Origin of the sequence: Sedimenticola selenatireducens DSM 17993 (assembly GCF_000428045.1) — a bacterium.
GTDB classification, from domain to species: Bacteria; Pseudomonadota; Gammaproteobacteria; order Chromatiales; family Chromatiaceae; genus Sedimenticola; species Sedimenticola selenatireducens.
The window spans coordinates 15,672-39,083 of the sequence record NZ_ATZE01000007.1; the positions used below are offsets into that span (position 1 = coordinate 15,672).

Sequence of the window (23,412 nt, forward strand, 5' to 3'; positions counted from 1 at the left end):
CTACTCCTCCCGCAATGCCAGGGCGGGGCGCGTGCGCGCCATGCGCAGGCTGGGATAGAGCCCTGCAAGCAGCGCGGCAATCAGTGCGAAGCCGGTGGCCTCCAGCAGAATGGTGGGCGAGAGCTGGCTCGGCATGCTCCAGCCGAACGCACGCAGATTGATCACATGCACCAGGATCTCCGCCATCAGCCAGCCCAGCGGCATCGCCAGCAGCGCGGCAATCAGCCCCATCAACAGGGTCTGCAGGCTGATCTGGCCCAGCAGTTGGCGCGGCGTCAGGCCGGTGGCCCGCAGGATGGCATGCTCCCTGGCTCGTTCCAGTTGCAGCGCCATCATGGCGCTGACAATGCCGACAAAGGCCACCGCGATCACCAGCAGGCGCAGCACCCGGGTAATGGTAAAGGTGCGGTCGAAGATCTCCAGCGACTGTTCCAGAATCTCCCGGTTGGCCCGCACCTGTAGTGGCCGTTCTGACTGACCGGCCAACTGTTTGATCCGGGTGAGCAGGGGTTCGATCGGTTCTCCTGCCTGCAGATAGATGCCGAGGGTGGTGATCTGCTTATCGTGCCAGAGGGTGGCGTAGCGATCTCTCGGCATGACCACCAGTCCCCGGTCTGAGCCGTAGTCGAAAAAGATACCGCCGATAGTAAATCTGACTACGCCATCCGGCGTAAGCAGAGGCAGCGCGTCACCGACCTGGAGACGATTGTGGTAGGCATAGGGCTCCGAGATCAGCAGCAGATCACCCGTGGCAAAGCGCTCCCAGAGATCGGGCAGGGTCTCGCCCTTGAAATGGAAGCCGCGATAACTGCGGGCCGCCAGGCCGATGGCCAGCAGGTTGACCGGGCCATTCTCGCTCTCCAGGGTGACATGGCGGCCGCTACTCAGATCTTCCACCCCCGGCAGCGCTTCAACCTGTTCCAGCAGCCAGTCGGGCAGGGGCGCCGAGGCGCGCTTGGAGGCGCTATGGGGGGCGGTGACATAGATATCCCCCTGTACCGTCTGGGCCAACCACTGGCCGACGGTGTCGCGGAAACTCTCCACCATAATGCCCATGCCTATAGTGGCGGCGATGGCCAAGGTCAGGGCGGCAATGGCCGGGCCGGTGCGACTCAGGGTGGCATCGATGCCCCGGGAGGCAAGTCGGCCGATGGTGCCGAACAGCCATTTCAGCGGATGCTGCAGCAGCCGGGAGAGTGGCGGCACCAGGGTCGGTACCAGCAGGCAATAGCCCATGATGAAGCAGAACAGGGCGGCAAATCCCATCAACAGGCTGCGTTCCGAGGCTTGCACCAGCAGCGCCCCCCCGGCCATGCCGGCTATCCCGATCAACAGCAGCCAGGGTAGTGCGCGGTGGCTCCGCCGCTCGATAACCGAGCGGCGGTTAACGCTTTGGGGGCTGGAACGGGTGGCCTCCCAGGCCGGCACGGAGGCGGCAAAAAAGGTGGTGAGCAGACCAAGCAGCGAACCGGTCAACAGGATCTGTGGTGCCAGTTCAAGCTGGCTGACGGTCAGGGCAAAATAGAGATCATTGATGGTGCGGGTCACCAGCCAGAGCAGTTGCCGGGCCAGCAGAATGCCGGCTCCCATGCCCACCAGGGTGCCGATCAGGCCGATGAGCATCTGTTCCGCGAGTATGGCACGGAACACCTCGCCCCGGGTGGCGCCCAGCAGGCGCATGATGCCGAACTGGCGGCGCCGCTGCAGAACCGAAAAGGTAGCGGTGTTGTAGATCAGGAATCCGCCCACCAGCAGGGCCAGCAGACTCATGGCGGTCAGGTTGGTCTGAAATGCCTGGCTCATGTCGGCCATGGCGGCGGTGCGCCGTTCGGTCTCCACCAGTCGGACGCCTTCGGGTAGCCAGTCACGCAACATGGCGGCTTGCGTCTCATCCAGCGCGAGGTCGATCCGGTCCAGGCTGCCGAACTGCTGTAACAGGGTCTGTGCAACGGCAATATCGGTTACCAGCACACCATCCAGCGCCGCCTCCCGGCGGTCGCCGAACAGGGCAAGAATCTCTGCTTCTTGAATAGTGCCGGCGATATCCAGGGTGATACGGCTGCCTGTGTCCAGTCCGAGTCGCTGGGCGCTATAGGTTGAGATCAGCAAGCCATCGCGGCTGGTCAACAGTTGATTCTGCACTCTGGGTGGGGCATTCAGGGTCAGGTTTCTGAATGGACGCTCCGACAGCGGATCGAGTCCGAGCAGGGTCAGCTGCTCCTCGTCGATGCGCACCACCCCTTCCACCACCGGGGCACTGGGAAGATAGGGGTATTGGCGTCTCAGGTCGGTGAAGAGCTGCTCGGGGAGTCCGGCCGATCCCGCAATGATCTGGTGAGTGACGCGGCCGGAGATCTGCTCCATGGTGATCTCGAAGGCCCGGCTGGCGCTCTGGTTGGCCAGGCCCACTGCCATCACCACTGCCACCCCCAGGGCGATGCCAAGTACCGACAGGATGGACTGCCAGACATGTCGCTGCTGGTGACGGAAACCGGCGCGCCAGAGACGGGAGCCTACCAATGGAGTTCTCCTCCTTCACTCAATACTCCGTCGCTCAGGGTAAGGATGCGGTCGGCCCGTTCGGCCACCTCCAGGCTATGGGTCACGATAATCAGGGTGCGCTTGAGCTGTCTTGAGAGGCCGATCAGGATGCCGAGGATCTGGTCGCCGGTCTCCGCGTCCAGGTTGCCGGTGGGTTCATCGGCCAGCACGATAGTGGGGTTGTGAATCAGTGCGCGGGCGATGGCAATGCGCTGCTGTTCGCCACCGGAGAGCTGGTCGGGGAAGGCGTTCCAGCGATCACCCAGCCCCACATCGGAAAGTATCAGGCCGACCATGCGACTGATCTCCAGTTCCTTGAGTCCGTTTAGCTCCAGCGGCAGACCCACGTTCTCGGCCACAGTCAGGGTCGGGATCAGGTTGAAGAACTGGTAGACAAAGCCGATGTGGCGGCGCCTCAGCAGGGTGCGGTCCCGTTCCGAGAGGGCATTGATGTCCTGCCCCAGCACCTGTATCCGGCCCTCTTGCGGGGTATCGATGCCGGCCAGCATATTCAGCAGGGTGGATTTGCCGGAACCGCTTCTGCCGAGCAGTGCAATACACTCGTACTCTGCCACCTGCAGATCAATGCCGTTCAGGATAGGTCGGCTGTCGCCCCCTTCACGGTAGCTGTGCATCAGTTGTTCAACGACAAGCAGCGGTTTGTTCTGTTTATTCTGCATATGCTTCATAGGATAGGAAATCTACAACAGTTCAGCTATCACCCGGCATGACTATTTGGCAAACTAGGCCATCAATCCGAACAGCCTGTCCAGACCATGAGCATAACCATTAATAGCAAACTTCCGGCAGTGGGCACCACCATCTTTACCGTAATCGGTGAGCTGGCCAACCGTCATCAGGCGATCAACCTGGGTCAGGGATTCCCCGATTTCAGTGCCCCCCAGGCGCTGTTGGAGCGGGTGGATCATCACATCCGGCAGGGGCATAACCAGTATGCGCCCATGGCCGGGGTTGCCCGTCTGCGCGAGGCGATCGCCGCCAAGATCGAGCAGAGCTATGGCCGCCCGGTCTCGGCAGACCGGGAGGTTACGGTGACGCCCGGCGCCACCGTAGCGCTCTACTGCGCCATCACCGCCTGTGTCAGGCCGGGGGACGAGGTGATTGTGTTTGATCCCGCCTACGACAGTTATGAACCGGCCATTGAACTGAGTGGCGGCCGTGCGGTGCATCTGCCGCTGTTGCCGCCGGCCTTCGCTGTCGACTGGCAACGGGTCAAGGATGCCATCACGCCCCGGACCCGTATGATCATCCTCAACTCGCCCCACAATCCGACCGGGGCAACCCTGTTGGCGGAGGATCTGGCGACCCTGGCCGAGCTGGTGCGGGATACCGATATCCTGCTGCTCTCCGATGAGGTGTACGAGCATCTGGTCTATGACGGCGTGACCCACCAGAGCCTGCTGCAACACGACGAGCTGGCGGCGCGCGCCTTCGTTGTCTTCTCTTTCGGTAAGACCTACCACGTCACCGGCTGGAAAACCGGCTACTGCATTGCCCCGGCCGCGCTCACCGCGGAACTGCGCAAGGTGCACCAGTATGTCACCTTTGTGGCGGTAACACCGATCCAGCTCGCCCTGGCGGATTTTATGCAATCCTGCCCGCAACACCACCAGCAACTTGCCGCCTTTTATCAGCGCAAACGGGACCTGTTCTGTGAGCAGATGGCCGGATCGCGTTTTCATTTTTCCCCGGCCAAGGGCACCTTTTTCCAGCTGATGGATTATAGTGAAATAAGTGACCAGGAAGATTTGGCCATGGCGGAGTGGCTGACCCGGGAGCAAGGGGTGGCGGCAATCCCGGTTTCGGTATTCTATGAAGAGCCGCCAGCGGCGCGTTATGTGCGCTTCTGTTTTGCCAAAGAGGACGAAACCCTCATCAGAGCAGCGGAGTTATTGTGCAGGATCTGACCCTTACCCTGATACAGGACAGCATTTACTGGCAGGAGCCGGAAGCCAATCGAGAGCACTTCGAGGTGTTGATCTCACAGGCGCCGGCGTCCGATCTGATCCTGTTGCCGGAAATGTTCAGCACCGGTTTCTCGTTGGAGTCTTTCCAACTGGCCGAAACCATGACCGGCGAGAGCATCCACTGGATGACCCGCATGGCGCGGGAGAGTGGGGCGGTGATCGCCGGTTCCCTGATCCTGGAGGATGCCGGTCACTACTTCAATCGGTTGATCTGGATGCGCCCGAACGGCAGTTTCGCCTTCTATGACAAACGCCACCTGTTCCGCATGGCGGAGGAACACCGCCACTACAAGCCGGGTGATGCACGGCTGGTAGTTACCCTCAACGGCTGGCGCATCTGTCCGCTGGTCTGCTATGACCTGCGTTTCCCGGTCTGGAGTCGCAACAACAGCAGCTTCGACCTGCTGCTCTATGTCGCCAACTGGCCGGAGAAGCGACGCATGCACTGGCAGCGACTGCTGCCGGCCCGGGCGATCGAGAACCTCTGCTATGTCGCCGGGCTGAACCGGGTCGGCGAAGACGGCAACAACATTGCCTACAGTGGCGACAGCGTGGTGATCTCACCCCAGGGCGAGGAGCTGTTGAACGCCGGCAGTGAGGCAGGGCTGTTCACTGTCCAGCTCAATCACGCCGAGCTGATGAGCTACCGGGAAGCATTCCCCGCCCACCTGGATGCGGATCATTTTTCCCTGTAATACTCCTTGAATAGGGCACCTGAACCCAGCCCCGATAAATCCCCAAACGGGTTCCATGCTTCCCAAGAAATTAGTTCATTATTATACGGTTGTTTGATAGGCTTCTTTATTGAAGATCAGCCGGTAGCCGGTAAGTTGGGGTGAGGAATGAACCCCAACTTCACGCGGTACACGCTGAAGAACCGTTGGGGTTCGCAAGCTTACCCTAACCTACGAGCTTGGTAAGGGACTTCTGCGAGTAGGTTAAATATTGAAAAGTACTTTATGAAAATAATTAAAAAGATCGAAATTAGCTATTTTAGGTCAGTGTATTCAGTGGATTTAAAGAACGTTGATGATCTGAATATTTTGATTGGTGGAAATGACAGTGGGAAGTCAAATATTTTAAAGGCTTTAAACCTGTTTTTTAACAATAAGACGGAATTAGGCCAAGAATATTACTTTTCGGATGATCTGACGAGAAAGAGGGAGCAAGAGGCACGAGATACGAAAGGGCGTGCAACTATATGGATCAAGGTTCATTTTTATAACTTTTTAAATTGGAAATCTCTACCAAAGGAATTTGTCATTAAGAAGGTTTGGAATCGGTATGTTGCTGAGCCAGAAGTGGCATACCCGAAAGGTCTTCCCTCAACTGCGATTGCTAGGTTCTTGAATAAAATTTCTTTTCATTACGTGCCGGCTGTTCGAGGAAGAGACATATTTAGCCACTACTTGTCGCTGCTCCATGACGCCCTGCTTGAAGATGAGAAAGCTGGATTGATTAACTCAACAGATGAGTTAATGAATACTTTGAACAATAGCACTCAGGATATGAGTGAGAAAATAAAAGAAGGGGTAGGTATAGAAAGCAGTATACAACCCCCAACAAACTTGCGTGTATTATTTAACGCTCTTGATTTCTCAACTGGGTATGGAGATCACAGTGTACCTCTTCAAAAGCGAGGGGACGGCATACAAAGTAGACATATACCCTATATTCTTGATTTCATTGCAAGGCATACAAACACACATCACATATGGGCATATGAAGAGCCGGAAACATCATTAGAGCTTGGCCCTGCGTTTGAGCTTGCGAAACAATTTAAGGAGGAGTTTTGCGAGGAAAACCAAATTTTTCTTACGACCCACTCGCCAGCGTTTTATGATTTATCTGGAGATCACGTATCTAAATGGTATGTGTATCAAATGGAATTGGAGAGCGGTAATGAAACCCGGGCTGAAAAAGTGTCTTCTGAAGAGATATTAGATCGCAAGCTCGGTGTAGCTGCATTAGTTGCTGACCGAGCAAGAGAAGCATATGAGCAGATACAAACTTTAACGACTACAGTCAATAGACTTGACGCAGAGCTTGTACAACAAGCGATTCCTCATGTAATCGTTGAAGGTGTCACGGATAAAACCATTATGGAGGAGGCATATCGCAAGCTTTATCCCAATGATGATCCTTTTTGTGAATTCTTACATGCAGGAGGAGCTACGAATATCCCACCGTATCTTAAGTCTGCCAAAGTTTTGTCAAAAGAATTTTCTCACGCTGTTATCGGTTTATTCGACAGGGACCAAGAAGGAAGAAAACAAATAAGGGAGTTCTCTTCCAGTGGGCGTATAGATGATACTGAATTTTACGAAATATCTTCTGAGCGAATGCTTTATGCTGGTTTGCTTGCACTACCTGAGACGCTTCAAGCTATCGAAGAAGATATAAAAAATAACATAGGTAGTGAACTCAATCTACCAGTACCGATTGAGTTCATGTTTCCTGCGGAGGTTATAAGTGAAGCATTAGGCGAGGGGGTCATTGAGCTTGAAGATCGAATAGCAAAAGCGAATGACCCTGAGCTACCCACTACTATTAATCTTAGCGATCTTTATTCAAATCAACTTCCAGATGGAAGTGGGTATCTTGCTAAAAAAGTAAAAAAGAGTACTAAGACCCAATTTTCAAACTGGGTGTCCGAGCAGCCAGCAGAGTCATTTGAAAACTTTAGGACTATTTTCGAACAACTTAAAATAGTGATTGATACGGAGCAATAATAATTTAACATATATGAGCCTTCTCGGAGCCAATAGCCCGTAGGTTGGCGTCCGTTCCTCACCCAATCCTACGGACTCAATCAACCGAGCCAAGTAGGGTGGGCACGCCTTTTGTGCCCATGCGGATAGAAGGTTTATTCATCTGGAAGCGGACATTTCGCTCCTTAAGACTCCCCTGTAAGTATAGGTAATAGAGTTTCCCCTATACTCATTACTATGCGATTAGCATTCGGCCATTGCATACACGCACAACCAGGAGTGCAAATTGCTTCCTGTCGGTCAACGTTTAATCGTACGTCGCACCGTTGTTACGAGTGCAACAGCCCGCTTATTAACGGAAAGGCCGCACAAACAAAAGCGGTTGATGATAAATGAAGTGCAACTACTCGTTGGACCGAATTACCACCAACCGCGTTAATACCACGCCTGATAATTATTACTGAATGGTCATTTTAATTTCAACCGGGATGGCCCTGGATACCATTTCGTAAACCGGAGAGAAGCTGATCAGTTTCCCGATAGTTGCCTCATCAGCGGGCGTTTTAACCCGGATATCGACATTAACTTTTTGATATCCACGGCTGACATCCTCTGAAACGCCAAAGAAACCGCGAGCATCCATCTCGCCTTCAGCGGAAATATCAAGCGATTCGATTGGGATACCTTGTACCGATGCATGGGCAACCACGGTCGTGTTCAGGCAACTGACCAGGGCGTTGAGATAATGTTCAACCGCATTCGGCGCCGTGTTCTGCCCCGCCAGGAATACAGGCTGGTCAGCATTCACGGTCAACACTTGTGTACGCTCCGCTTGCTCACTATTGCCTGCGTAGAAGCTCTTGATAGCGGTGCGACTGCGGCTGCCGTTAATCCACTCATTTTTGGCGCGGAAGCGAAACTTACCGTAGTTTTCGTCCCGTGACATGTTGGTCGCCAGTTCTACAATGCGCTGGGTATCAACGCCATTTACCAGGTGGTCAATTTTTTTTGCAGTATGGGTCATGATATTTCTCCTAAGGGGTTTGGTGGTTTAAATCGACTTATCGCGTCGATGGAGAAATATTATGCAAACACTGTTTACCCTTATACGTCTTGGAATGTAGTAAACCACTACAAAATCTGTAGTAGACTATTTGATACCTGCAACGATTGATGGCTGGGAGGCACTATGGACTATGGGCAGTTCTGTCCCATCGCTAAGGCAACCGAATTGCTCGGTGAGCGCTGGATGCTACTTATTCTGCGCGAACTGTCCCTTGGTTCCCATCGTTATAGCGAACTCCAACGCGGCCTGTCTCGAATATCACCCTCATTGTTAACCAAGCGACTGAAGCAACTTGAAGATGCCGGCATTGTTGTGCGTAAGACACAGCAGGGCCGTAAAGGACATCAATATTTCCTGACACCTGCCGGCAAGGAATTAAAACCGCTGATAGAAAATCTCGCTGTATGGGGTATGCGTTGGGCGCGCGGTCAATTGCGTGATGAAGAACTGGATGTTGAATTCCTTATGTGGGATATCCAGCGTCGCCTGCAGATAGACGAACTACCGGATGGCGAAACCATATTCTGTTTTATCTTTAACGACATTGAACGCTACAACAACTGGTGGCTCATCGTGCGCGCCGACAGTGTCGACCTCTGTACCGATAATCCGGGAATGGACGTTGATCTTTATATCCGCAGTTCACTCCGTACCATGGTGGAAGTCTGGGAGGGGGACTTGGCTCTGCAGGCTGCATTAGATGATGAGCGAATAGATACACAAGGCAATAAACAGCTGTCAAAAACCATGTTGAGTTGGTTTGGTATCAATCCATATGCGGATGTTCGTCCTGGTGATCCAGCCTTGACCAGGGTTGCTGCAGACGATTGATTATAAAATGAAGCCGGTAGGTTGGGGTGAGGAATGAACCCCAACATCACGTTAATCACGAATGCAAACCCGTTGGGATTCCTGTAATTATAACCAACTCGCCAACGGCAATTATCGCGCATAATAAACAAAGGATTGCGAAACATGCGCTACCGACGTGCAGATGTGAAAGGCGGCACCTATTTTATACAGAGGCGAGTGACTGGAACGTCATGGCTAACGATATCGAATCCGGTTATGGGGGGCGAATGGAATTTAGTTGGAGTTCACGGGCTTATCTCAACCCGCGGGCTGTCGTAAATATTAAGTCGGAGAAAAGAAATGGATCACGACCTGGAGTCAAATAAACAAAATGCTATTGCATTTTATCGCACCGCTTACCTGGGAGATCCGTCCAGGGCTGTCAAGGATTATGTCGGTGCAGAATACATACAGCACAACCCACTGGTCGCCGATGGTAAGCAGGCGTTCATCGACTACTTCGAAGAAATGGCCCGGGATTATCCTGACAAAAGCATCGAATTTGTCAGAGCAGTAGCCGAGGATAATTTGGTGGCACTTCACACTCATCAGACATGGCCAGGCAATGAACAATACGTGACAATGGATTTTTTCCGTTTCGACCATAATGGAAAAATTGTTGAACATTGGGATTCAATACAGGAGGTTCCAAGTGAAACAAAGAATGGAAACCCAATGTACTAGACAAACAGATGACAGCTACATGGTCATACCTGCGAAGGACGAAATGCCGGGCCTAATCTGGGTGTCACAGGCCACGAATGCTCATTGACAGGTTTTGTCGGTAGCAAGCCAGCTCGGAACATTATTTTTCTCCCACCGACTTTCATAGTGGGTCGAAGAGTGATTAAACCAGCCGATATATTTTTCTTCTACGCCACTCCAATTGGCGGGAAATCTGTTTCCACCCCCGTCCGCAAGAACCACAAGATCCAAATGGACCCGCAGTGAGAATATCGATTGGTAATTTTCAGGTTTCGGGCTATACCGGTGGGGGTGAGCCGGGGTTGACAGCAGGATCATTCTGCCGAAGGGAATACCGCTGGATGCTATGAATCCAATGTTAGCCCCATGGCTATGGGCAACGATATTCAGACAAGCCTTGTTGTTTTTAGTTGCCCAAGTCGCGAGTTCTGTGGCGGCCTGTTTACGCGCATCGTGACTCCAGGTTCCCGTCCATGCGAAAGGTTTGTTACCAATGTACAGGTCATCGATCTGTACCTCATGTTCCAGGTACTCAAAGAAAGGGTAGCCGTTCCGCCACCAGTTTTCATCGTTAGCCCAGGTGCCATGAATCACCAAGGTAGAATGCGGGTTTTCTGTTGGATCTGAGCCTGGCTTCTGCTCCTCTGTCAGCTTTTCGAGTGCTGAGTCTTTTGCTTTGAATCGGGCCAGAAGCGTGGTGGCAAGAAGCGACAATCGCTGGTCCTTTAGCTGCGTCCCGCGCCTGAGCTCTTCCAGGGCTTCCTGTTCGCCGTCGGTGAGTACGATCAGCAGTGGTGCTGAAGCGATGCGAATGAGCGGGTCTGGATGAACGAACGATATCGCCGCCAATTTTGTGATGTCCTCCAGGTTTGGCTGCTCGCCTATTTTACTGGCAATGCTTCGCTGCATGTCTATGAGCCGATCGGGGAGTATCCTGTAGACCTCTTGCTGGATATCGATCTCGTCACGTATAGCCGTTAGTGCACGCGGGAGTATGTCTTTGTTAAGTTCCGCTACGCCGTAAAGGCGCTCTGTCAGCCCAATGGCTTTCAGGTCACCAGGTGGCACCATGTCGTCTTGCCTGATCCCTTCTATTGGACTCAGCAGATTCAGGAGAACCAGGAGGAACGCTGCCTGAGTCTGATCTTCACGGACCCGGATGTCTCCGTGGTAGCTCTCCAGGTAATGACTTGGATTATCGAGTGTCGGATAGTTGGTGTAATATTGCGCCCCAGCCGGTAGTGCTGAAAGCAAGCCAATCAAATAAACGAGTAATTTGATTCTGGTCATTGAGCTCTTCCTTGATCGCTTCTCCGGTTATGGTCGCAATCCCCTCCCGATGCCGAACGCTCCCATCCCCATTAGTGGTATTGTGGATAAGAGTGATAGCACCGGGCTGATCTTTTTGTTGGATCCTGTAACCGGCTTCCGACTATTTATCCATAGAAAATCAAACCGGTTGCACTGAATTATAGTTAACATGGCCAGGACTTTTGGTATTGATGTTCGGCAGCGGTTGTCCGGTTCAACACGGAAAACGGGGCAGATTTATTTTCTTGCCTATGCCTGCCGCTCTACACGGTGTTGTCTTATCGCAATAGATTTCTGGAGAGACCTTCATCGCCCATTGAAATGCTATGGTTACCGGTATCGGACAGATTTGATTAACCGAACCTGACAGGAGCAAACAGATGAACGACGACAAGTTCAATATGGATATGCGTAAATTTCTGAAAAAGGTTGGTGTTACCTCGCAACGGGAGATTGAAAACGCCGTGAATCAGGCCATGAACTCGGGTGCGATCAAGGGTAACGAAAACTTCAAGGTCAAGATGACCCTGGAAATCGCGGAGTTGGGTCTGACCTGGGTGGTTGATGGTGAAATTGCCCTGGAATAGTCGACAACGACCTGTCACTGTGACCAAGTAGTTTAAACAATTATTTGCTGTTCAATGGCAGCTGGGTGCGGCATGTGCGAGATTACGCAGGAATCCAGGGCATGGGGTTGGGTTGCGCCTTGCAAACATTCCTCAAAGGGCGCTGGCGCCTTTCGATATGATTATGTGGTCAAGTAAAACAGGTCGGCGCTCCAAGCCCGGCTGGAAGTATCGAATACGGCGCTGGATCTTCTTGCTCTTGCTGGGTGTTGCATTCCTTGGCGTGCTGGTGGTATTGCCCTGGCGCTGGATGGCTCCGCCCACCAGCGCCTTCATGCTGGCCGAGCGCTGGCAGTCTGATGGCGAGATTGACTATCGCTGGACCCCGTTTGAGCGAATCTCTCCGCAACTGGCGATTGCCGTTGTCGCGTCCGAGGACCAGAAATTTCCCGTGCACTATGGCTTTGATCTGGATTCGATCATGGATGCCTTGTCGTCCAGACAGAAAAGAGTCCGGGGCGCCAGTACCATTAGCCAGCAGGTTGCCAAGAACCTGTATCTTTGGGGAGGCCGCAGCTATTTGCGCAAGGGGATTGAAGCCTACCTGACGCTGTTGATTGAGAGTCTCTGGCCCAAGCAGCGCATACTGGAGGTCTACCTGAACGTGGCCGAATTTGCTCCCGGTATTTACGGGGCCGAGGCGGCGAGCCAGCGCCTGTTTGGCAAACCCGCCAATCGGCTTACACTGCATGAGAGTTCATTGCTGGCAGCGGTGTTGCCGAATCCCAAGCGCATGCGGGTGACACCGCCATCTGATTACGTAAGCAGTAGAGCACAGGATATTCGCCGGGAAGTGCGCCGCTTGGGTGGCCCGCCTTACCTGACTTTTTTGCAATAGGTTGGCAGGCCACACGGACAAGGAAAAGAGCGGCAGAGCAATATTTTTGCGAGCGTTTGAATCCAGGTTTCCTATATTTGGTTACATAAGCCGATCGGATGTGTAAGACCAGCCTGGCAGGAGGTCGCCAATGGACAGATGGTTTTTATTCCTATTACTCACGCTTGTCTTTCCCTTGTACCCAGCCATTGCGACCGACAGTGCGGTCGGTCGCGCGCATCTTGAGCGAGGCAATTACGTTGCGGCCTACCGGGAGTTCAGGGGGTTGGCGGAGCGTGGATATCCCGTTTATCAGAATGTCATCGCCGGGATGCATGCCGAGGGAAAAGGGGTGCCCAGAGACCTGGTTCTGGCACACGTCTGGTACTCGCTCTCGGCAGCCCAGGGGGATACGGAGGGAGTGGCAGGGAAAGAACGGCTGGAAAAAACGTTGACCGATGATCAGTTGATGACATCCAGGCGACTTGCCCGGGAGTATGCCGAAAGGTATCTCGCACCGTACAGAACAAGCGGTGACTGGCAACTCTGATTATCCAAGTCTGAGCCCGTGGGTTTGTCAAATCCGGGCTGGGCCGGCACCTCTGGACCGGGCGCGGGGCTGAAAGTGTGGGTCGAAAAACAGGCATATTAACCACAAAATAGTAGGGTTTATTCCGTTGTGCTTTGTTGATATCGGCAATATCTTGTGGAATACGCCTCGGCAAATAGCTGCCTTTTTCCAGTGGCAAGTAAGTTGCCCATAGGAATAAAATCGACGCGTGCGCCACTCAGTGGAGCCCCACTCGGGCAATATCCTGTGCTCAAATCCTGCGAACCTCATAGCGTAACCTTAACGGTGGCTTCTGAGAGATATGCTGTTATTCTCTTCCGTACACCACCAGCGCCGCTTCGCGGGCACCGATGGCGGTGTCACCGGCGTTTGCAACATTGCCTCTGTAGGCAAACTGAGTACACGCATGTTGATGATGGCTACCCGGTAAATTTTTACGCTTAGGGCGGCTCAATTCAGAAATATGAAGCGCGAGAACATGATTATACGTCATATTTTTTTCTGGTTTGTGCTTATGCTAGTCGCTATCGGTAATGGTTTGCTGAGGGAGGCAACCTATGGCAAGCGAGTAACAGAACTGGCTGCTCACCAGATTTCTACCCTGACAGGTATATTATTTACCGGTCTCGCCGTTTGGGTATTTTCCCGCATCTGGCCCCTGAAATCGCTGACCCAGGTCTGGATGGTTGGCCTCTCATGGCTGCTTCTCACTCTTATCTTTGAGTTCTCTTTTGGTCACTATGTTGCGGGACACTCCTGGGCGAGATTGCTCCAGGACTACAATCTCTTGGCAGGCCGGGTTTGGGTGGTCTTTTTGCTGTGGGTGGCGATTATGCCATACATCTTCTACAAAACAGGGCGAACCCAGGCGTGACCAATGGATCCCGCTGTTCACCGCGTGCACTGAATGATGCTAATCACTGATCTTGTATAGCCATTCAGGATTCCTGTTTCCATCCATATAAAAATGTGTTTGTTCGAATTAAATTATCTGATAGTCTTCTTAGGCAGTATGGTTATAAAAATATAAAATAACTACTATCTTCCACCTTCACTTTTCCATACACACTACCAAAGCTATCGATCGAAAATAGCTTGGAAAGTAACTCCTGGCCGCCGCACAGGATTGCTTGTGGAAAAGTGCGGCATAAAAAGTCCAGTGGAGGATAACTGTGAAGAAAATACTACTGATTTCTTTATCTGTTTTATTGCCTTTGTGTGCGAAAGCTTCAGGTGATATTGGAATAGCTGCAAAAGGTGGTTTTCCAGAATATTTGTTTCTGGAGAAGGTGAATGAGTCTGAGGCCCATTCAACGGCAGTGATGATATCAAAATCACTTGCTATTGGCAGACTGGTGATATTTGCCCAGATGGGAAAACTGACTGATCCGACCCTCGGCGATAAAGGCTTCAGTGGCGATGTGTTTGCTGATCAGTGGAAATCTGCACTTGAGGCGGAATTTATGGATGCCTCTCCTACGCAACAGCGCATCATTGACAAGCTGATATGGGCCGGAAAGTTGAGTATGGATAATAATCAGGACCGGCTGAATGTGCAGGGAGTCAAATGGAAACATTTCCTGCCAGCCAAGTGGGCGAGAGAGGCCGGTCTGATGTTTAACTCCAGGACGGGTATTGTAACCAAACAGCCTTCCGTCAATTACCGACACCCAAGTAATGCTCCGGATTTAAAGGAAATAGAAGTACTTACCGAGTTTGTGAATGCCGGTACGGAGGCAAAACCCAAAGGCGAGTTTGCAATGATGGGAAAGCAGAAGGTCTACCGGTATTTTGATCCGATTAATCTCATGCCACCCTGTTTGGCTTGCCACGGAAAACCGAAAGGTGAACTCGATATGCTGGGTTTTGAAAAAGACGGATTCGATGCCGGTGATGTGATTGGCCTGATCAGTGTCTCGGTGGCTGTAGAGTAATAGACTATCAGCGAACGTTACCGGGTTATCATTTGATGCGGTGCTGTTTACACGTCATTTGATAGCCTGGTAAGTCGAGCCTTCTTGGCGAAGCCCTGTAGGAGTGCGGAATTACCATGAATTTTCATTACAGCAGCAGACCGTCAGGGTAGTGACGTCCGCCGCTGCAAAATGGAAGTTTAACTACCGGCACCGGGTCCCTTGAATCCAGCCCGGGCAGTTTTCGCTTTCTCCATTGATAACTTGGCTTCTTGAGTGGTCAATGCCTGGACGGTTTTCAGGTTGGTGACGCCACCAGATGACCCTGCGATCATCAATCCGGCCAGGACATCAGTCAAACTGTCACCTTCGGCGATGACCAAAAAGTCGTATTCGCCAGTGGTAACATAGTACTGAAGGAGTTTGGCGCCGACTGATTCCATAAGACCGGCTACAGCTTTCTTTCGATCCTCGGGATTACTAACCATTCCCTTGATCGCCTGGCCGGTGTAGTTGCCTTGTGTGATAAAAATACTCATCAGTGTTTCCTTATTCCTAAATGAAAAACTACCGAAAGAGCGGGTTGTTACAGGGTCTCGCCAATCTCATTTACGCTTGGCGTTTCTCTTGCCGTTCCTGATTCCTGCTGCGCCCTCATATCATCGTCGGTCCGATCAATGTTGTTTAAGTCATTCTCGGTAGATATAGCTGGAGGGGTGTCTGCGTAACTAAAGACGGCACTGCAGTGGTTAAACTGTAGTACGAAAGACCGGAATAACAACATTAATAAAAACAGGGTAAGAGTGGATGAACTCTTGGCGTCCCATCCACCATCCTCTGCCACATCCCGAAGCGTGGGGGTGAACAACAGTAGGCTATGGATGGTGTTCTTTTAATGGATCAGGCAGGTGAGCGGTAAGAAAGGTTTCAAGGCCGCGCATATAGTTATCCCCGCTGACAATAAATCCCGTGTTATGGTCGCCCCTGAGTTCCAGGAAGGTTCGCGGCGGATGTGCCGCTTCATAGAGTGACTGGCCGTGTCGATAGGGGATGATCTCATCCTCCCGGCTATGTATCACTTGCACCGGACAATGCACTTCAGCCAGATAATTCCGTGTGTTGTATTGCAGTCGGGAAAGCAATCTGGCCGGCAGCCACCAGTACAACTCGGCCGCCAGTTCCGGTACCGAGATAAAGGCAGACTCCAGAATAAGTGCGCCGGGTTGCACGCGTGCAGCGAGCCAGGCTGCCAATGCGCCGCCGAGTGATCGACCGAACAGTACGATTCGATCAGGTGATTCGCCCCGGATGTCCACCAGATGATGCCATGCCGCCAGGGCGTCCAACTGGGTTCCCCGCTCGCCGGGTTGTCCCTGGCTTTGTCCATAGCCACGGTAATCAAAGATCAGGACGTTGAGTCCCAGTTGATGAAAGATCTGCAATGATTCCAGCCGGTGGGAGATATTACCCGCGTTGCCATGGAAGAACAGCAGGGTTCCGCGCGCGCGCTCGGTGGGAATATACCAGCCATGCAGGTCCACGCCGTCGTCGGTCAGCAGCCGCACATCTTCATGGATCAGGCCGATATCACGTGGGCTGGCGGTGAGTTCCCGTGATGGCATGCCGGGCAAATAGAGCAGGCTGGATTGATTGAGATAAACGATGAGCAGTAAGACAGCGTAAATGCCGGCCGCTATCAGTATCACGTTCAACATGGTCCCGGATTTCCTGGATTGATCCATAAGAGCAGCATAGCGGAATCCTTACCCTGTGTGTGGTCGACGTAGAGAGGCCGGGTTTGTTGGAGGGGGGGCGATTCCAGGAAGTTTCAAAATAGAGAGGTTGGAGGGTTACAGGAAGTGCCATGGGTAAAACCGGCTGCCATACATGGTTGATAACTGTACCGGGGGCTTTAATATTGCTGTGTGTTATTTATGGAAATTGATTGACAATATTCGCACGGTTATTTGCAGAGAGAAAAAACAGGGCATCTTCTATGAAATATTCCAGACTGGGCAGCAGTAATCTTAGGGTATCCCGGGTGTGTCTGGGCACCATGACCTGGGGTACCCGGAACAGTCAGCAAGATGCCAATGCACAGATAGAGTACGCCCTGTCCCAGGGGATCAACTTTATCGATACGGCGGAGATGTACGCCATACCGCCTACGGCAAAGACCTATGGAACGACAGAAACCCTTATAGGTAACTGGATCGCGGCCAATTCAACCCGGCGTGGCGAGTTTGTTCTTGCCAGCAAGATCGCCGGTAACGGCCTGGAATACATCCGCAAGGGCGGCGATATTACCGGTGAGGCGGTCATCGCTTCGGTGGATGCCTCTTTACGGCGATTGCAGACGGATTATATCGACCTGTACCAACTGCACTGGCCCAATCGCACCTCCCCCCACTTTGCCAAACATCATCCAGGGATGCTGCGTTTCACGGAAGTGGAGGCAACGGTCCATTCCCTGCAGATGCTGGAGATTTTGCAGGCGCTTGATGCCTGTGTTAAAGCGGGAAAAATCCGCCACTTTGGACTCTCTGACGATACCCCCTGGGGCATCAATGAGTATATCCGTCTCAGTGAGCAGCATGATCTTGTACGCGTGACTTCGATTCAGAATGAATTCAATCTGCTACATACCAAGGACTGGCCCTATCTGATCGAAAACTGCGTGCACGCCGATGTGGCCTACCTGCCCTGGTCACCGCTGGCGGGTGGGGCGTTGACGGGGAAGTATATTGATGGTGCCCGGCCTCCAGGTACCCGCTGGAGCAAAATGCAGCGTAATGGATTGTTTCGGGATACCGGAGTGAGCAATAGCGCGATAAAGGCCTATGCTGAAGTGGCGACCCGGCACGGGCTTGTTCCCACCCAGATGGCACTGGCCTGGTGTAATCAGGTGGATGGCGTGACCTCTACTATCATCGGTGCCACTTCAATGGATCAGCTGCGGGAAGATATCGCCGCATTTGAACTCTGTTTAAGTGAGGCTGTACTGAATGATATTGCATCGGTCCATCGGCAGTACCCGGTGCCATTCTGAAAGTGGCCGCATTTCTGCTCCGGCTTGACCTAACTTTTATCCACCAACACAGTTGAAGCCGAATGAGGTGAGACGGGCCATATGCACAGCCGTAGTTCTGTTATGGATCAAACCTTCCCCTGTATCGGGATCTGCTACTATTGATACCTAAGGCAGATCCCAATACAGGGGATGAGGTAATGCGGGTGCTCTCATGAATAGTATCGGGCCTAATAAGCAGCAGTATTCGTCAGCCATCAACAATAAGATCGGTTCATTACCTCTGTTGCCATCCGTCGTCTCACAACTGCTGGTATTGAGTCCGGATGATGATGACTTTCTTGATCAGGTATATCACCTGGCCAGGCAGGACCCAACCTTTTCCATCAGGCTGGTCCAGTATGCCGCAAAGACCTGCAAGTCCAGTCAGATGGCGGAGAAGTTCAGTCTTAAACATGCCATAGCCAGACTCGGCTCCCGGCAAATCGCCAGTATCGTCGCCAGCCTGTCCTTGATGGACTCCTTTGAACCGCGTAATCAGAGTGACCGAAATCTCTGGGTTCACTCAGTACAAGTTGCGGTAATTGCGAAAAAGCTGGTGGAGGTGATGCCCGATCTGCATCTGGAAAGTGAAATCATCTACCTCGGAGCGCTGTTGCATGATATCGGGCGATTCATCATTTTTCAGGCCGTTCCGGAGGGTCCTTCCCGTATTGATGAAAATCGCTGGTCGACGCCTGCCGCGCTACTCGATGCTGAGATGAAAACCTGCGGTATCGATCATGTTCGGGTCGGAGCCGATGCCTGTGTGCATTGGGAGATACCCAAGGCGATAACTGATATTGTTGCCAATCACCACAACTATAATCTGCCGACTGATGCGTTGGATGAGCGATTGCTGCGCCTGCGTGTCGATATCATTCAGATCGCGGATTTTTACAGTGTCTATCTGATGAACCAGCCCGTTATGGTACCGGATGAGATTGAACAGGAAGAGGGATATGAAGAAAAACAGATTGAAATACTGGCCACAGAGCTTGCTGAAGTGATCTTGTCCACCGGCTCTGTACTGCCGGAAAAATACCGATCAATAATCCCCAGAACATTGATTGTTCAGCGGAAAAATATACTTGTTGAAACCGGGAAAATCCTGGATGCGTTGGGGCTTCAGGAGTAGACGGCAAACGGTATGATGCGGTATGTCTGAAGTTAAAACGGTAGGGCTTTTTCTATTAACCGCGCTGGCGGAAATTGTTGGCTGCTATCTGCCGTATCTCTGGCTTAACCAGAATAGATCCCCCTGGTTACTTGTTCCTGCCGCACTCAGTCTCTCTCTGTTCGCCTGGCTGCTTACGCTGCACCCGACGGCGGCCGGACGAGTATACGCGGCATACGGCGGTGTTTATGTGTTTGTGGCCATTCTCTGGCTCTGGGCCGTTGATGGCGTTCAGCCTACGTCCTGGGATCTGGTGGGTTCGGCTGTTGCATTGACCGGTATGGCGATAATCATGTTTGCCCCGCGGTATGGCTGAAACATCAGGGTCTGGCAATGTTCTATAAAAGTACATTGCACGTTATGCCACCCTGCGGTGGCTCTTAATATCACGCGGATCGCGTTATCGATTTACCGGTCAGATTAATTCATTTTATGGAGATCTATGACACAACAAGAAGCTGTATTCATTGGTCCGCCGGTTACATACAAGCAGGACGATACACCCAGGCGGGTCGGCTTCGAGCTGGAGTTCACCGGCCTGACACTTGATCAGACGGAGACGGCACTGGTGTCTTCACTGAACGGTGTTGTAGAGAGCATATCGGTAGCGGAGCGGAAATTACATGTAGAGGATCTGGGTACGTTTAATATCGAGCTGGACTGGGAATTTCTCAAGCGTACAGCGGCGAGGAGTGAGCAGGCGGAGGAGGGCGGTGACTGGGTCGATCTGCTGAGTCAGGCGGCGACCCTGCTGGTGCCAATGGAGGTGGTTTGCCCGCCGATTCCGATTGCGGATCTAGGGGCTCTGCTACCCATGGTTGACGCCCTGCGCCAGGCCGGGGCCATCGGGACCGAACATTCCCCGATTGCTGCCTATGGGGTTCATGTGAATACCGAAATTCCGAGTCTCGATGCCGGCACACTGAACGCCTATCTGCGTGCCTTTGCACTCCTGCAGTGGTGGCTGGTTGACGATCTGCAGGTTGATGTGACACGTAAAATCAGCCCCTACATTGATTTGTTTCCACAAGCCTATCTGGAACAGTTGTTTTCCCGGTCTGAACCGACACTGGATCAGGTTTTTTCTGACTATCTTCAGCATAATGCCACGCGCAACCGTGCCCTGGATATGCTGCCAATACTGTCTGACATAGACAATGACCGCGTGCGCCGTGCCGTGGATGATCCGAAGATCAAGTCAAGGCCCGCTTTTCATTATCGGCTTCCCGATTGTCATGTCGAGAAGGCTGACTGGACATTGGTAGATCCCTGGAATAACTGGTTGGTGGTCGAACGCCTGGCCAACCAGAGGAGTGCATTGGATGAGTTGTCGTCTGCCTTCCTTGCGGCGGAACGGCCAGTGATTGGCGTAGGGCGTTCGAGCTGGGTTGAGTTTATTGATCAATGGTTAAGAGACCACGAGTTGGTGTAACCGGCAATGCACGACGCTGGTCTCCCAGTTGGTGGTGCACCCGGTTTGCGTTACGCCTGGCCGGTGGCGTGCCGGAACGGATCAGTGTGCGCCACCAGTTCAGCGGCGATTCTCCAGACGCATTGATTATTGGCGGTGGCGACGATATTGCACCGGAACACTACAACGGTGATATCAACGCCATGGTCAAAGCGGATCCGGAACGTGATCGTCTGGAGATCGGCTGGATAAAGTATGCACTGGAGAAGCACATACCACTGCTGGGGATCTGTCGTGGCGCCCAACTGATCAACGTGGTATTAGGCGGTACCCTGCACCAGGATATCCGTCAGTTGCGCAAACTCACTTACAACCGGCCTGGTCTGTTACCCACCAAGCAGGTGCGGCTGGCAGCAGATTCGAATATTGCCTCGGTGTGCGGAAAGATCCATCTCAGGGTTAACAGTCTGCACTATCAGGCAATCAAAGAGCACGGTCCCGATCTCAGGGTTGTGGGTTGGGACCTGGACCAGATTACCCAGGCTGTTGAATCGACCACCGGATGCAGAATCATTGGCGTACAGTGGCATCCGGAATACCTGTTCTACCTGCCGTCCCAGTTTGCGCTGTTTCGCTGGTTGCTGCAGGATACGGCATGATTCTTTCCTACCTGCTGTTGTTCAGCTCCGCCTTTCTGGCGGCCACCATTCTTCCGTTCTATTCTGAGGTGGTTCTGTTCGCCCTGTTGCGCGATGGCGGTGATCCCATCGTGCTGGTGAGTATTGCCACGCTCGGTAATACCTTGGGGGCCGTGGTCAATTGGCTATTGGGCTGGTACCTGCTGCACTTTCAGGACCGACGCTGGTTCTATTTCAAGCCGGCACAGATCGAACGGGCACAGCGCTGGTTTCAACGTTACGGTTTCTGGACCCTGTTGCTCGCCTGGATGCCGGTGGGGGGGGATGCCCTGACCCTGATTGCCGGCATCATGAAGGTCCGTCTCTGGCTGTTCCTGCTGCTGGTGGGCACTGGCAAGGCACTACGCTATATTTCGGTAGTCTATCTGACTGCCTGGGCCCCGGTGTAAAAACTCAACGAACTAAAGTAGCGGTAGTTCCTCTTGGGTAGATGGGCAATCCTGTTTTTTAGCAAAACGCATACTGAGGTTTTCCACAATTCTGTTGCTACGGCAAACCAGTACAATAGCGATTGAAAATAAATTTGGGGGTTAAATGAATATGAAAAGAAGAATTGGTGCAATCTGCCTGGGCGTCCTGCTGTCAAACACTCTGCCGGCTGATGAGGTATCCCGAACGATCAATATCAAGCGCCTCTCCCTGGAGACGGCCCAGGAGATTGCCCATGGTGCGATCGAGGCGTGTCGTAAGGAGGGCATTCAGATAGGCGTCACGGTCGTTGACCGTGAGGGCACAACACAAGCCGTGCTGCGGGACACAATCGCCGCGCCCATTACCTTGGAAATCAGTCGGCAGAAGGCCTTTACGGCGGTCAATTTCAATGCCGCTACTTCACAACTGGTTTCCCGTGCCAATACACCGATTGGTCGTGTCGAAGGACTGGTGATGTCTGCCGGTGGCCTGCCGGTTCAGGCTGGCGGCATGCTGCTCGGTGGCGTGGGGGTCAGCGGTGCGCCCTCCGGTGAAACTGACGAGGCCTGTGCCCAGGCCGGCATCGACAAGGTCGTGGATGATCTTGAGATGTCCATGTAAGCCAGTATGTCGGCACGCCGGTCATCACATTACCGATGGTTAATCAGGAGAGCTCATGGGGGTAGTGCTATGGATGATGGGGGCCTTGTTCTCTTTCTGCCTGATGGCGGTGGGTGCTCGTGAGCTGTCGGGAGAGATCGATACCTTTCAAACACTGTTTTTCCGCAGCCTGATCGGCCTGATTTTCATCACCCTGATTATCTACAGTACCGGGCGTGTTGCTCTTTTTTCCACCCGGAGAGGTGCCCTGCATATCGGCCGAAACCTGTTCCACTTTGGCGGACAGTATGGCTGGTTCACCGGTATCGGATTATTGCCGCTGGCGGAGGTGTTTGCTCTTGAGTTTACCGTACCGATATGGACCCTGTTGTTCGCTGCCTTGTTTCTGAAGGAGGGGCTGACGGCCAAAAAGATCCTGGCCATTCTGTTCGGAATTGCTGGTGTCCTGGTGATTGTCAGGCCGGGTTCGGAGATATTTGATCTCGCTTCACTGATTGTGATCGCCGCGGCGATCTGTTATTCCGTCGCCCATGTCTCCACCAAGGCTCTTTCGAATACCGACCATCCCCTGACGGTGCTGTTCTATATGTGCCTGGTGCAACTGCCGGTCGGCTTGTTGCTTTCCCTCTCCTCCTGGCGCCTGCCGGATCCCCTGCAGTGGTTGTGGCTGTTGCTGGTGGGTATTACCGCCCTGACTGCACATTACTGCATTACCCGGGCGATGCAACTGTCCGAGGCCGGTATTGTGGTGACACTGGATTTTCTTCGCCTGCCGCTGATTGCGGTAGTCGGTGTGTTGTTTTATCACGAGGCGTTTGATGTCGCGTTGATGCTGGGTGCAGGATTGATGCTGCTGGGAAATCTGCTGAACGTGTATCAACAGAAGGCTGATGCTCCACGCATCCTCCGCGGTGGCCAGGACTAGC

General features: G+C 52.9%; 24 protein-coding genes. 18 read left to right on the plus strand and 6 right to left on the minus strand.

The annotated features are described in order from the left end of the window. Together A3GO_RS0105530 and A3GO_RS0105535 are read right to left on the minus strand one after the other, a co-directional pair. Positions 1-2,520 carry an FtsX-like permease family protein gene (locus A3GO_RS0105530; RefSeq protein WP_029132561.1) on the minus strand — a complete coding sequence of 840 codons (2,520 nt, stop codon included), beginning with the start codon at positions 2,518-2,520 and terminating at the stop codon, positions 1-3. Next, on the minus strand, positions 2,514-3,221 hold the full coding sequence (locus tag A3GO_RS0105535) for an ABC transporter ATP-binding protein (RefSeq protein ID WP_051301902.1): 708 nt from the start codon (positions 3,219-3,221) through the stop codon (positions 2,514-2,516). Before A3GO_RS0105535 ends, A3GO_RS0105530 begins: the two co-directional genes overlap by 7 nt. Positions 3,222-3,317: 96 nt before the next feature. Between A3GO_RS0105535 and A3GO_RS0105540 the strand changes: the two genes are divergently transcribed. From A3GO_RS0105540 to A3GO_RS0105550, 3 genes are all read left to right on the plus strand, one after another. Beyond that, positions 3,318-4,469, plus strand: a complete 1,152-nt coding sequence (locus tag A3GO_RS0105540; RefSeq protein WP_037374750.1) for a pyridoxal phosphate-dependent aminotransferase — start codon at positions 3,318-3,320, stop codon at positions 4,467-4,469. Continuing rightward, on the plus strand, positions 4,457-5,224 hold the full coding sequence (locus A3GO_RS0105545; protein ID WP_029132564.1) for an amidohydrolase: 768 nt from the start codon (positions 4,457-4,459) through the stop codon (positions 5,222-5,224). Before A3GO_RS0105540 ends, A3GO_RS0105545 begins: the two co-directional genes overlap by 13 nt. Positions 5,225-5,488: 264 nt before the next feature. Then, positions 5,489-7,261, plus strand: a complete 1,773-nt coding sequence (locus A3GO_RS0105550; protein WP_029132565.1) for an ATP-dependent nuclease — start codon at positions 5,489-5,491, stop codon at positions 7,259-7,261. A gap of 436 nt (positions 7,262-7,697) precedes the next feature. Here the strand turns inward: A3GO_RS0105550 and A3GO_RS22680 are convergent, their stop codons facing one another. Further along, positions 7,698-8,264 carry an OsmC family protein gene (locus A3GO_RS22680; RefSeq protein WP_051301872.1) on the minus strand — a complete coding sequence of 189 codons (567 nt, stop codon included), beginning with the start codon at positions 8,262-8,264 and terminating at the stop codon, positions 7,698-7,700. A gap of 165 nt (positions 8,265-8,429) precedes the next feature. Between A3GO_RS22680 and A3GO_RS22685 the strand changes: the two genes are divergently transcribed. Further along, a complete protein-coding gene (locus A3GO_RS22685) occupies positions 8,430-9,137 on the plus strand; it encodes a winged helix-turn-helix transcriptional regulator (RefSeq protein ID WP_051301873.1) in 708 nt (235 codons plus the stop codon). A gap of 321 nt (positions 9,138-9,458) precedes the next feature. Then, on the plus strand, positions 9,459-9,842 hold the full coding sequence (locus A3GO_RS0105565) for a nuclear transport factor 2 family protein (protein ID WP_029132566.1): 384 nt from the start codon (positions 9,459-9,461) through the stop codon (positions 9,840-9,842). An 81-nt stretch (positions 9,843-9,923) separates the two neighbouring features. Here A3GO_RS0105565 and A3GO_RS0105570 read toward each other — a convergent pair whose 3' ends face one another. Then, a complete protein-coding gene (locus tag A3GO_RS0105570; protein ID WP_029132567.1) occupies positions 9,924-11,153 on the minus strand; it encodes a lipase family protein in 1,230 nt (409 codons plus the stop codon). 401 nt (positions 11,154-11,554) lie between these two features. On the opposite strand from A3GO_RS0105570, the gene A3GO_RS0105575 reads away from it, so the two are divergent. The 5 genes from A3GO_RS0105575 to A3GO_RS0105595 all read left to right on the plus strand — a co-directional run bounded on the left by A3GO_RS0105575 (position 11,555) and on the right by A3GO_RS0105595 (position 15,122). Continuing rightward, a complete protein-coding gene (locus A3GO_RS0105575; protein WP_029132568.1) occupies positions 11,555-11,761 on the plus strand; it encodes a DUF6494 family protein in 207 nt (68 codons plus the stop codon). A gap of 163 nt (positions 11,762-11,924) precedes the next feature. Further along, positions 11,925-12,638: a monofunctional biosynthetic peptidoglycan transglycosylase gene (gene mtgA / locus A3GO_RS0105580; RefSeq protein WP_051301903.1), complete on the plus strand. Its 714-nt coding sequence runs from the start codon at positions 11,925-11,927 to the stop codon at positions 12,636-12,638. Between the two features lie 130 nt (positions 12,639-12,768). Beyond that, on the plus strand, positions 12,769-13,167 hold the full coding sequence (locus A3GO_RS0105585; protein WP_029132570.1) for an SEL1-like repeat protein: 399 nt from the start codon (positions 12,769-12,771) through the stop codon (positions 13,165-13,167). A gap of 484 nt (positions 13,168-13,651) precedes the next feature. After that, complete coding sequence (locus A3GO_RS0105590; protein ID WP_245621676.1) at positions 13,652-14,062, plus strand: hypothetical protein; 411 nt, start codon at positions 13,652-13,654, stop codon at positions 14,060-14,062. A 298-nt stretch (positions 14,063-14,360) separates the two neighbouring features. Continuing rightward, the gene (locus tag A3GO_RS0105595; RefSeq protein ID WP_157606731.1) at positions 14,361-15,122 is read left to right on the plus strand and encodes a Tll0287-like domain-containing protein; all 762 of its coding nucleotides are present in this window, start codon (positions 14,361-14,363) and stop codon (positions 15,120-15,122) included. A 179-nt stretch (positions 15,123-15,301) separates the two neighbouring features. Here A3GO_RS0105595 and A3GO_RS0105600 read toward each other — a convergent pair whose 3' ends face one another. Together A3GO_RS0105600 and A3GO_RS0105605 are read right to left on the minus strand one after the other, a co-directional pair. After that, complete coding sequence (locus tag A3GO_RS0105600) at positions 15,302-15,640, minus strand: GYD domain-containing protein (protein WP_029132573.1); 339 nt, start codon at positions 15,638-15,640, stop codon at positions 15,302-15,304. A 336-nt stretch (positions 15,641-15,976) separates the two neighbouring features. Beyond that, positions 15,977-16,816: an alpha/beta hydrolase gene (locus A3GO_RS0105605; RefSeq protein WP_029132574.1), complete on the minus strand. Its 840-nt coding sequence runs from the start codon at positions 16,814-16,816 to the stop codon at positions 15,977-15,979. 281 nt (positions 16,817-17,097) lie between these two features. Here A3GO_RS0105605 and A3GO_RS0105615 point away from each other — a divergent pair, with 281 nt between their 5' ends. From A3GO_RS0105615 to A3GO_RS22690, 8 genes are all read left to right on the plus strand, one after another. Beyond that, the gene (locus A3GO_RS0105615) at positions 17,098-18,150 is read left to right on the plus strand and encodes an aldo/keto reductase (RefSeq protein ID WP_084609824.1); all 1,053 of its coding nucleotides are present in this window, start codon (positions 17,098-17,100) and stop codon (positions 18,148-18,150) included. A 193-nt stretch (positions 18,151-18,343) separates the two neighbouring features. Continuing rightward, on the plus strand, positions 18,344-19,306 hold the full coding sequence (locus tag A3GO_RS0105620; RefSeq protein WP_029132576.1) for an HDOD domain-containing protein: 963 nt from the start codon (positions 18,344-18,346) through the stop codon (positions 19,304-19,306). Positions 19,307-19,328: 22 nt separating this feature from the next. Beyond that, the gene (locus A3GO_RS0105625; RefSeq protein WP_029132577.1) at positions 19,329-19,661 is read left to right on the plus strand and encodes a YnfA family protein; all 333 of its coding nucleotides are present in this window, start codon (positions 19,329-19,331) and stop codon (positions 19,659-19,661) included. Positions 19,662-19,787: 126 nt separating this feature from the next. Then, positions 19,788-20,777, plus strand: coding sequence for an amidoligase family protein (locus A3GO_RS0105630; protein ID WP_029132578.1), 990 nt, complete (start codon positions 19,788-19,790; stop codon positions 20,775-20,777). After that, positions 20,750-21,415 (plus strand): gamma-glutamyl-gamma-aminobutyrate hydrolase family protein, encoded by a 666-nt coding sequence (locus A3GO_RS0105635; protein ID WP_029132579.1) that lies wholly within the window; start codon positions 20,750-20,752, stop codon positions 21,413-21,415. The genes A3GO_RS0105630 and A3GO_RS0105635 overlap by 28 nt, the downstream gene beginning before the upstream one ends. After that, on the plus strand, positions 21,412-21,843 hold the full coding sequence (locus A3GO_RS0105640; protein WP_084609826.1) for a YqaA family protein: 432 nt from the start codon (positions 21,412-21,414) through the stop codon (positions 21,841-21,843). The genes A3GO_RS0105635 and A3GO_RS0105640 overlap by 4 nt, the downstream gene beginning before the upstream one ends. A 151-nt stretch (positions 21,844-21,994) precedes the next feature. Further along, complete coding sequence (locus A3GO_RS0105645) at positions 21,995-22,486, plus strand: GlcG/HbpS family heme-binding protein (protein WP_029132581.1); 492 nt, start codon at positions 21,995-21,997, stop codon at positions 22,484-22,486. 55 nt (positions 22,487-22,541) lie between these two features. Then, positions 22,542-23,411, plus strand: a complete 870-nt coding sequence (locus A3GO_RS22690) for a DMT family transporter (protein WP_245621677.1) — start codon at positions 22,542-22,544, stop codon at positions 23,409-23,411. Position 23,412 lies beyond the last annotated feature (1 nt).

Excerpts from the sequence above, each read along its gene's own strand:
- A3GO_RS0105535 (WP_051301902.1), bottom strand. The coding sequence starts at position 3,221 with ATGCAGAATAAACAGAACAAACCGCTGCTTGTCGTTGAACAACTGATG.
- A3GO_RS0105540 (WP_037374750.1), top strand. The coding sequence starts at position 3,318 with ATGAGCATAACCATTAATAGCAAACTTCCGGCAGTGGGCACCACCATC.
- A3GO_RS0105550 (WP_029132565.1), top strand. The coding sequence starts at position 5,489 with ATGAAAATAATTAAAAAGATCGAAATTAGCTATTTTAGGTCAGTGTAT.
- A3GO_RS22680 (WP_051301872.1), bottom strand. The coding sequence starts at position 8,264 with ATGACCCATACTGCAAAAAAAATTGACCACCTGGTAAATGGCGTTGAT.
- A3GO_RS22685 (WP_051301873.1), top strand. The coding sequence starts at position 8,430 with ATGGACTATGGGCAGTTCTGTCCCATCGCTAAGGCAACCGAATTGCTC.
- A3GO_RS0105565 (WP_029132566.1), top strand. The coding sequence starts at position 9,459 with ATGGATCACGACCTGGAGTCAAATAAACAAAATGCTATTGCATTTTAT.
- A3GO_RS0105570 (WP_029132567.1), bottom strand. The coding sequence starts at position 11,153 with ATGACCAGAATCAAATTACTCGTTTATTTGATTGGCTTGCTTTCAGCA.
- A3GO_RS0105575 (WP_029132568.1), top strand. The coding sequence starts at position 11,555 with ATGAACGACGACAAGTTCAATATGGATATGCGTAAATTTCTGAAAAAG.
- mtgA (WP_051301903.1), top strand. The coding sequence starts at position 11,925 with ATGTGGTCAAGTAAAACAGGTCGGCGCTCCAAGCCCGGCTGGAAGTAT.
- A3GO_RS0105585 (WP_029132570.1), top strand. The coding sequence starts at position 12,769 with ATGGACAGATGGTTTTTATTCCTATTACTCACGCTTGTCTTTCCCTTG.
- A3GO_RS0105590 (WP_245621676.1), top strand. The coding sequence starts at position 13,652 with ATGAAGCGCGAGAACATGATTATACGTCATATTTTTTTCTGGTTTGTG.
- A3GO_RS0105600 (WP_029132573.1), bottom strand. The coding sequence starts at position 15,640 with ATGAGTATTTTTATCACACAAGGCAACTACACCGGCCAGGCGATCAAG.
- A3GO_RS0105605 (WP_029132574.1), bottom strand. The coding sequence starts at position 16,816 with ATGTTGAACGTGATACTGATAGCGGCCGGCATTTACGCTGTCTTACTG.
- A3GO_RS0105615 (WP_084609824.1), top strand. The coding sequence starts at position 17,098 with ATGAAATATTCCAGACTGGGCAGCAGTAATCTTAGGGTATCCCGGGTG.
- A3GO_RS0105620 (WP_029132576.1), top strand. The coding sequence starts at position 18,344 with ATGAATAGTATCGGGCCTAATAAGCAGCAGTATTCGTCAGCCATCAAC.
- A3GO_RS0105625 (WP_029132577.1), top strand. The coding sequence starts at position 19,329 with ATGTCTGAAGTTAAAACGGTAGGGCTTTTTCTATTAACCGCGCTGGCG.
- A3GO_RS0105630 (WP_029132578.1), top strand. The coding sequence starts at position 19,788 with ATGACACAACAAGAAGCTGTATTCATTGGTCCGCCGGTTACATACAAG.
- A3GO_RS0105635 (WP_029132579.1), top strand. The coding sequence starts at position 20,750 with ATGGTTAAGAGACCACGAGTTGGTGTAACCGGCAATGCACGACGCTGG.
- A3GO_RS0105640 (WP_084609826.1), top strand. The coding sequence starts at position 21,412 with ATGATTCTTTCCTACCTGCTGTTGTTCAGCTCCGCCTTTCTGGCGGCC.
- A3GO_RS0105645 (WP_029132581.1), top strand. The coding sequence starts at position 21,995 with ATGAAAAGAAGAATTGGTGCAATCTGCCTGGGCGTCCTGCTGTCAAAC.
- A3GO_RS22690 (WP_245621677.1), top strand. The coding sequence starts at position 22,542 with ATGGGGGTAGTGCTATGGATGATGGGGGCCTTGTTCTCTTTCTGCCTG.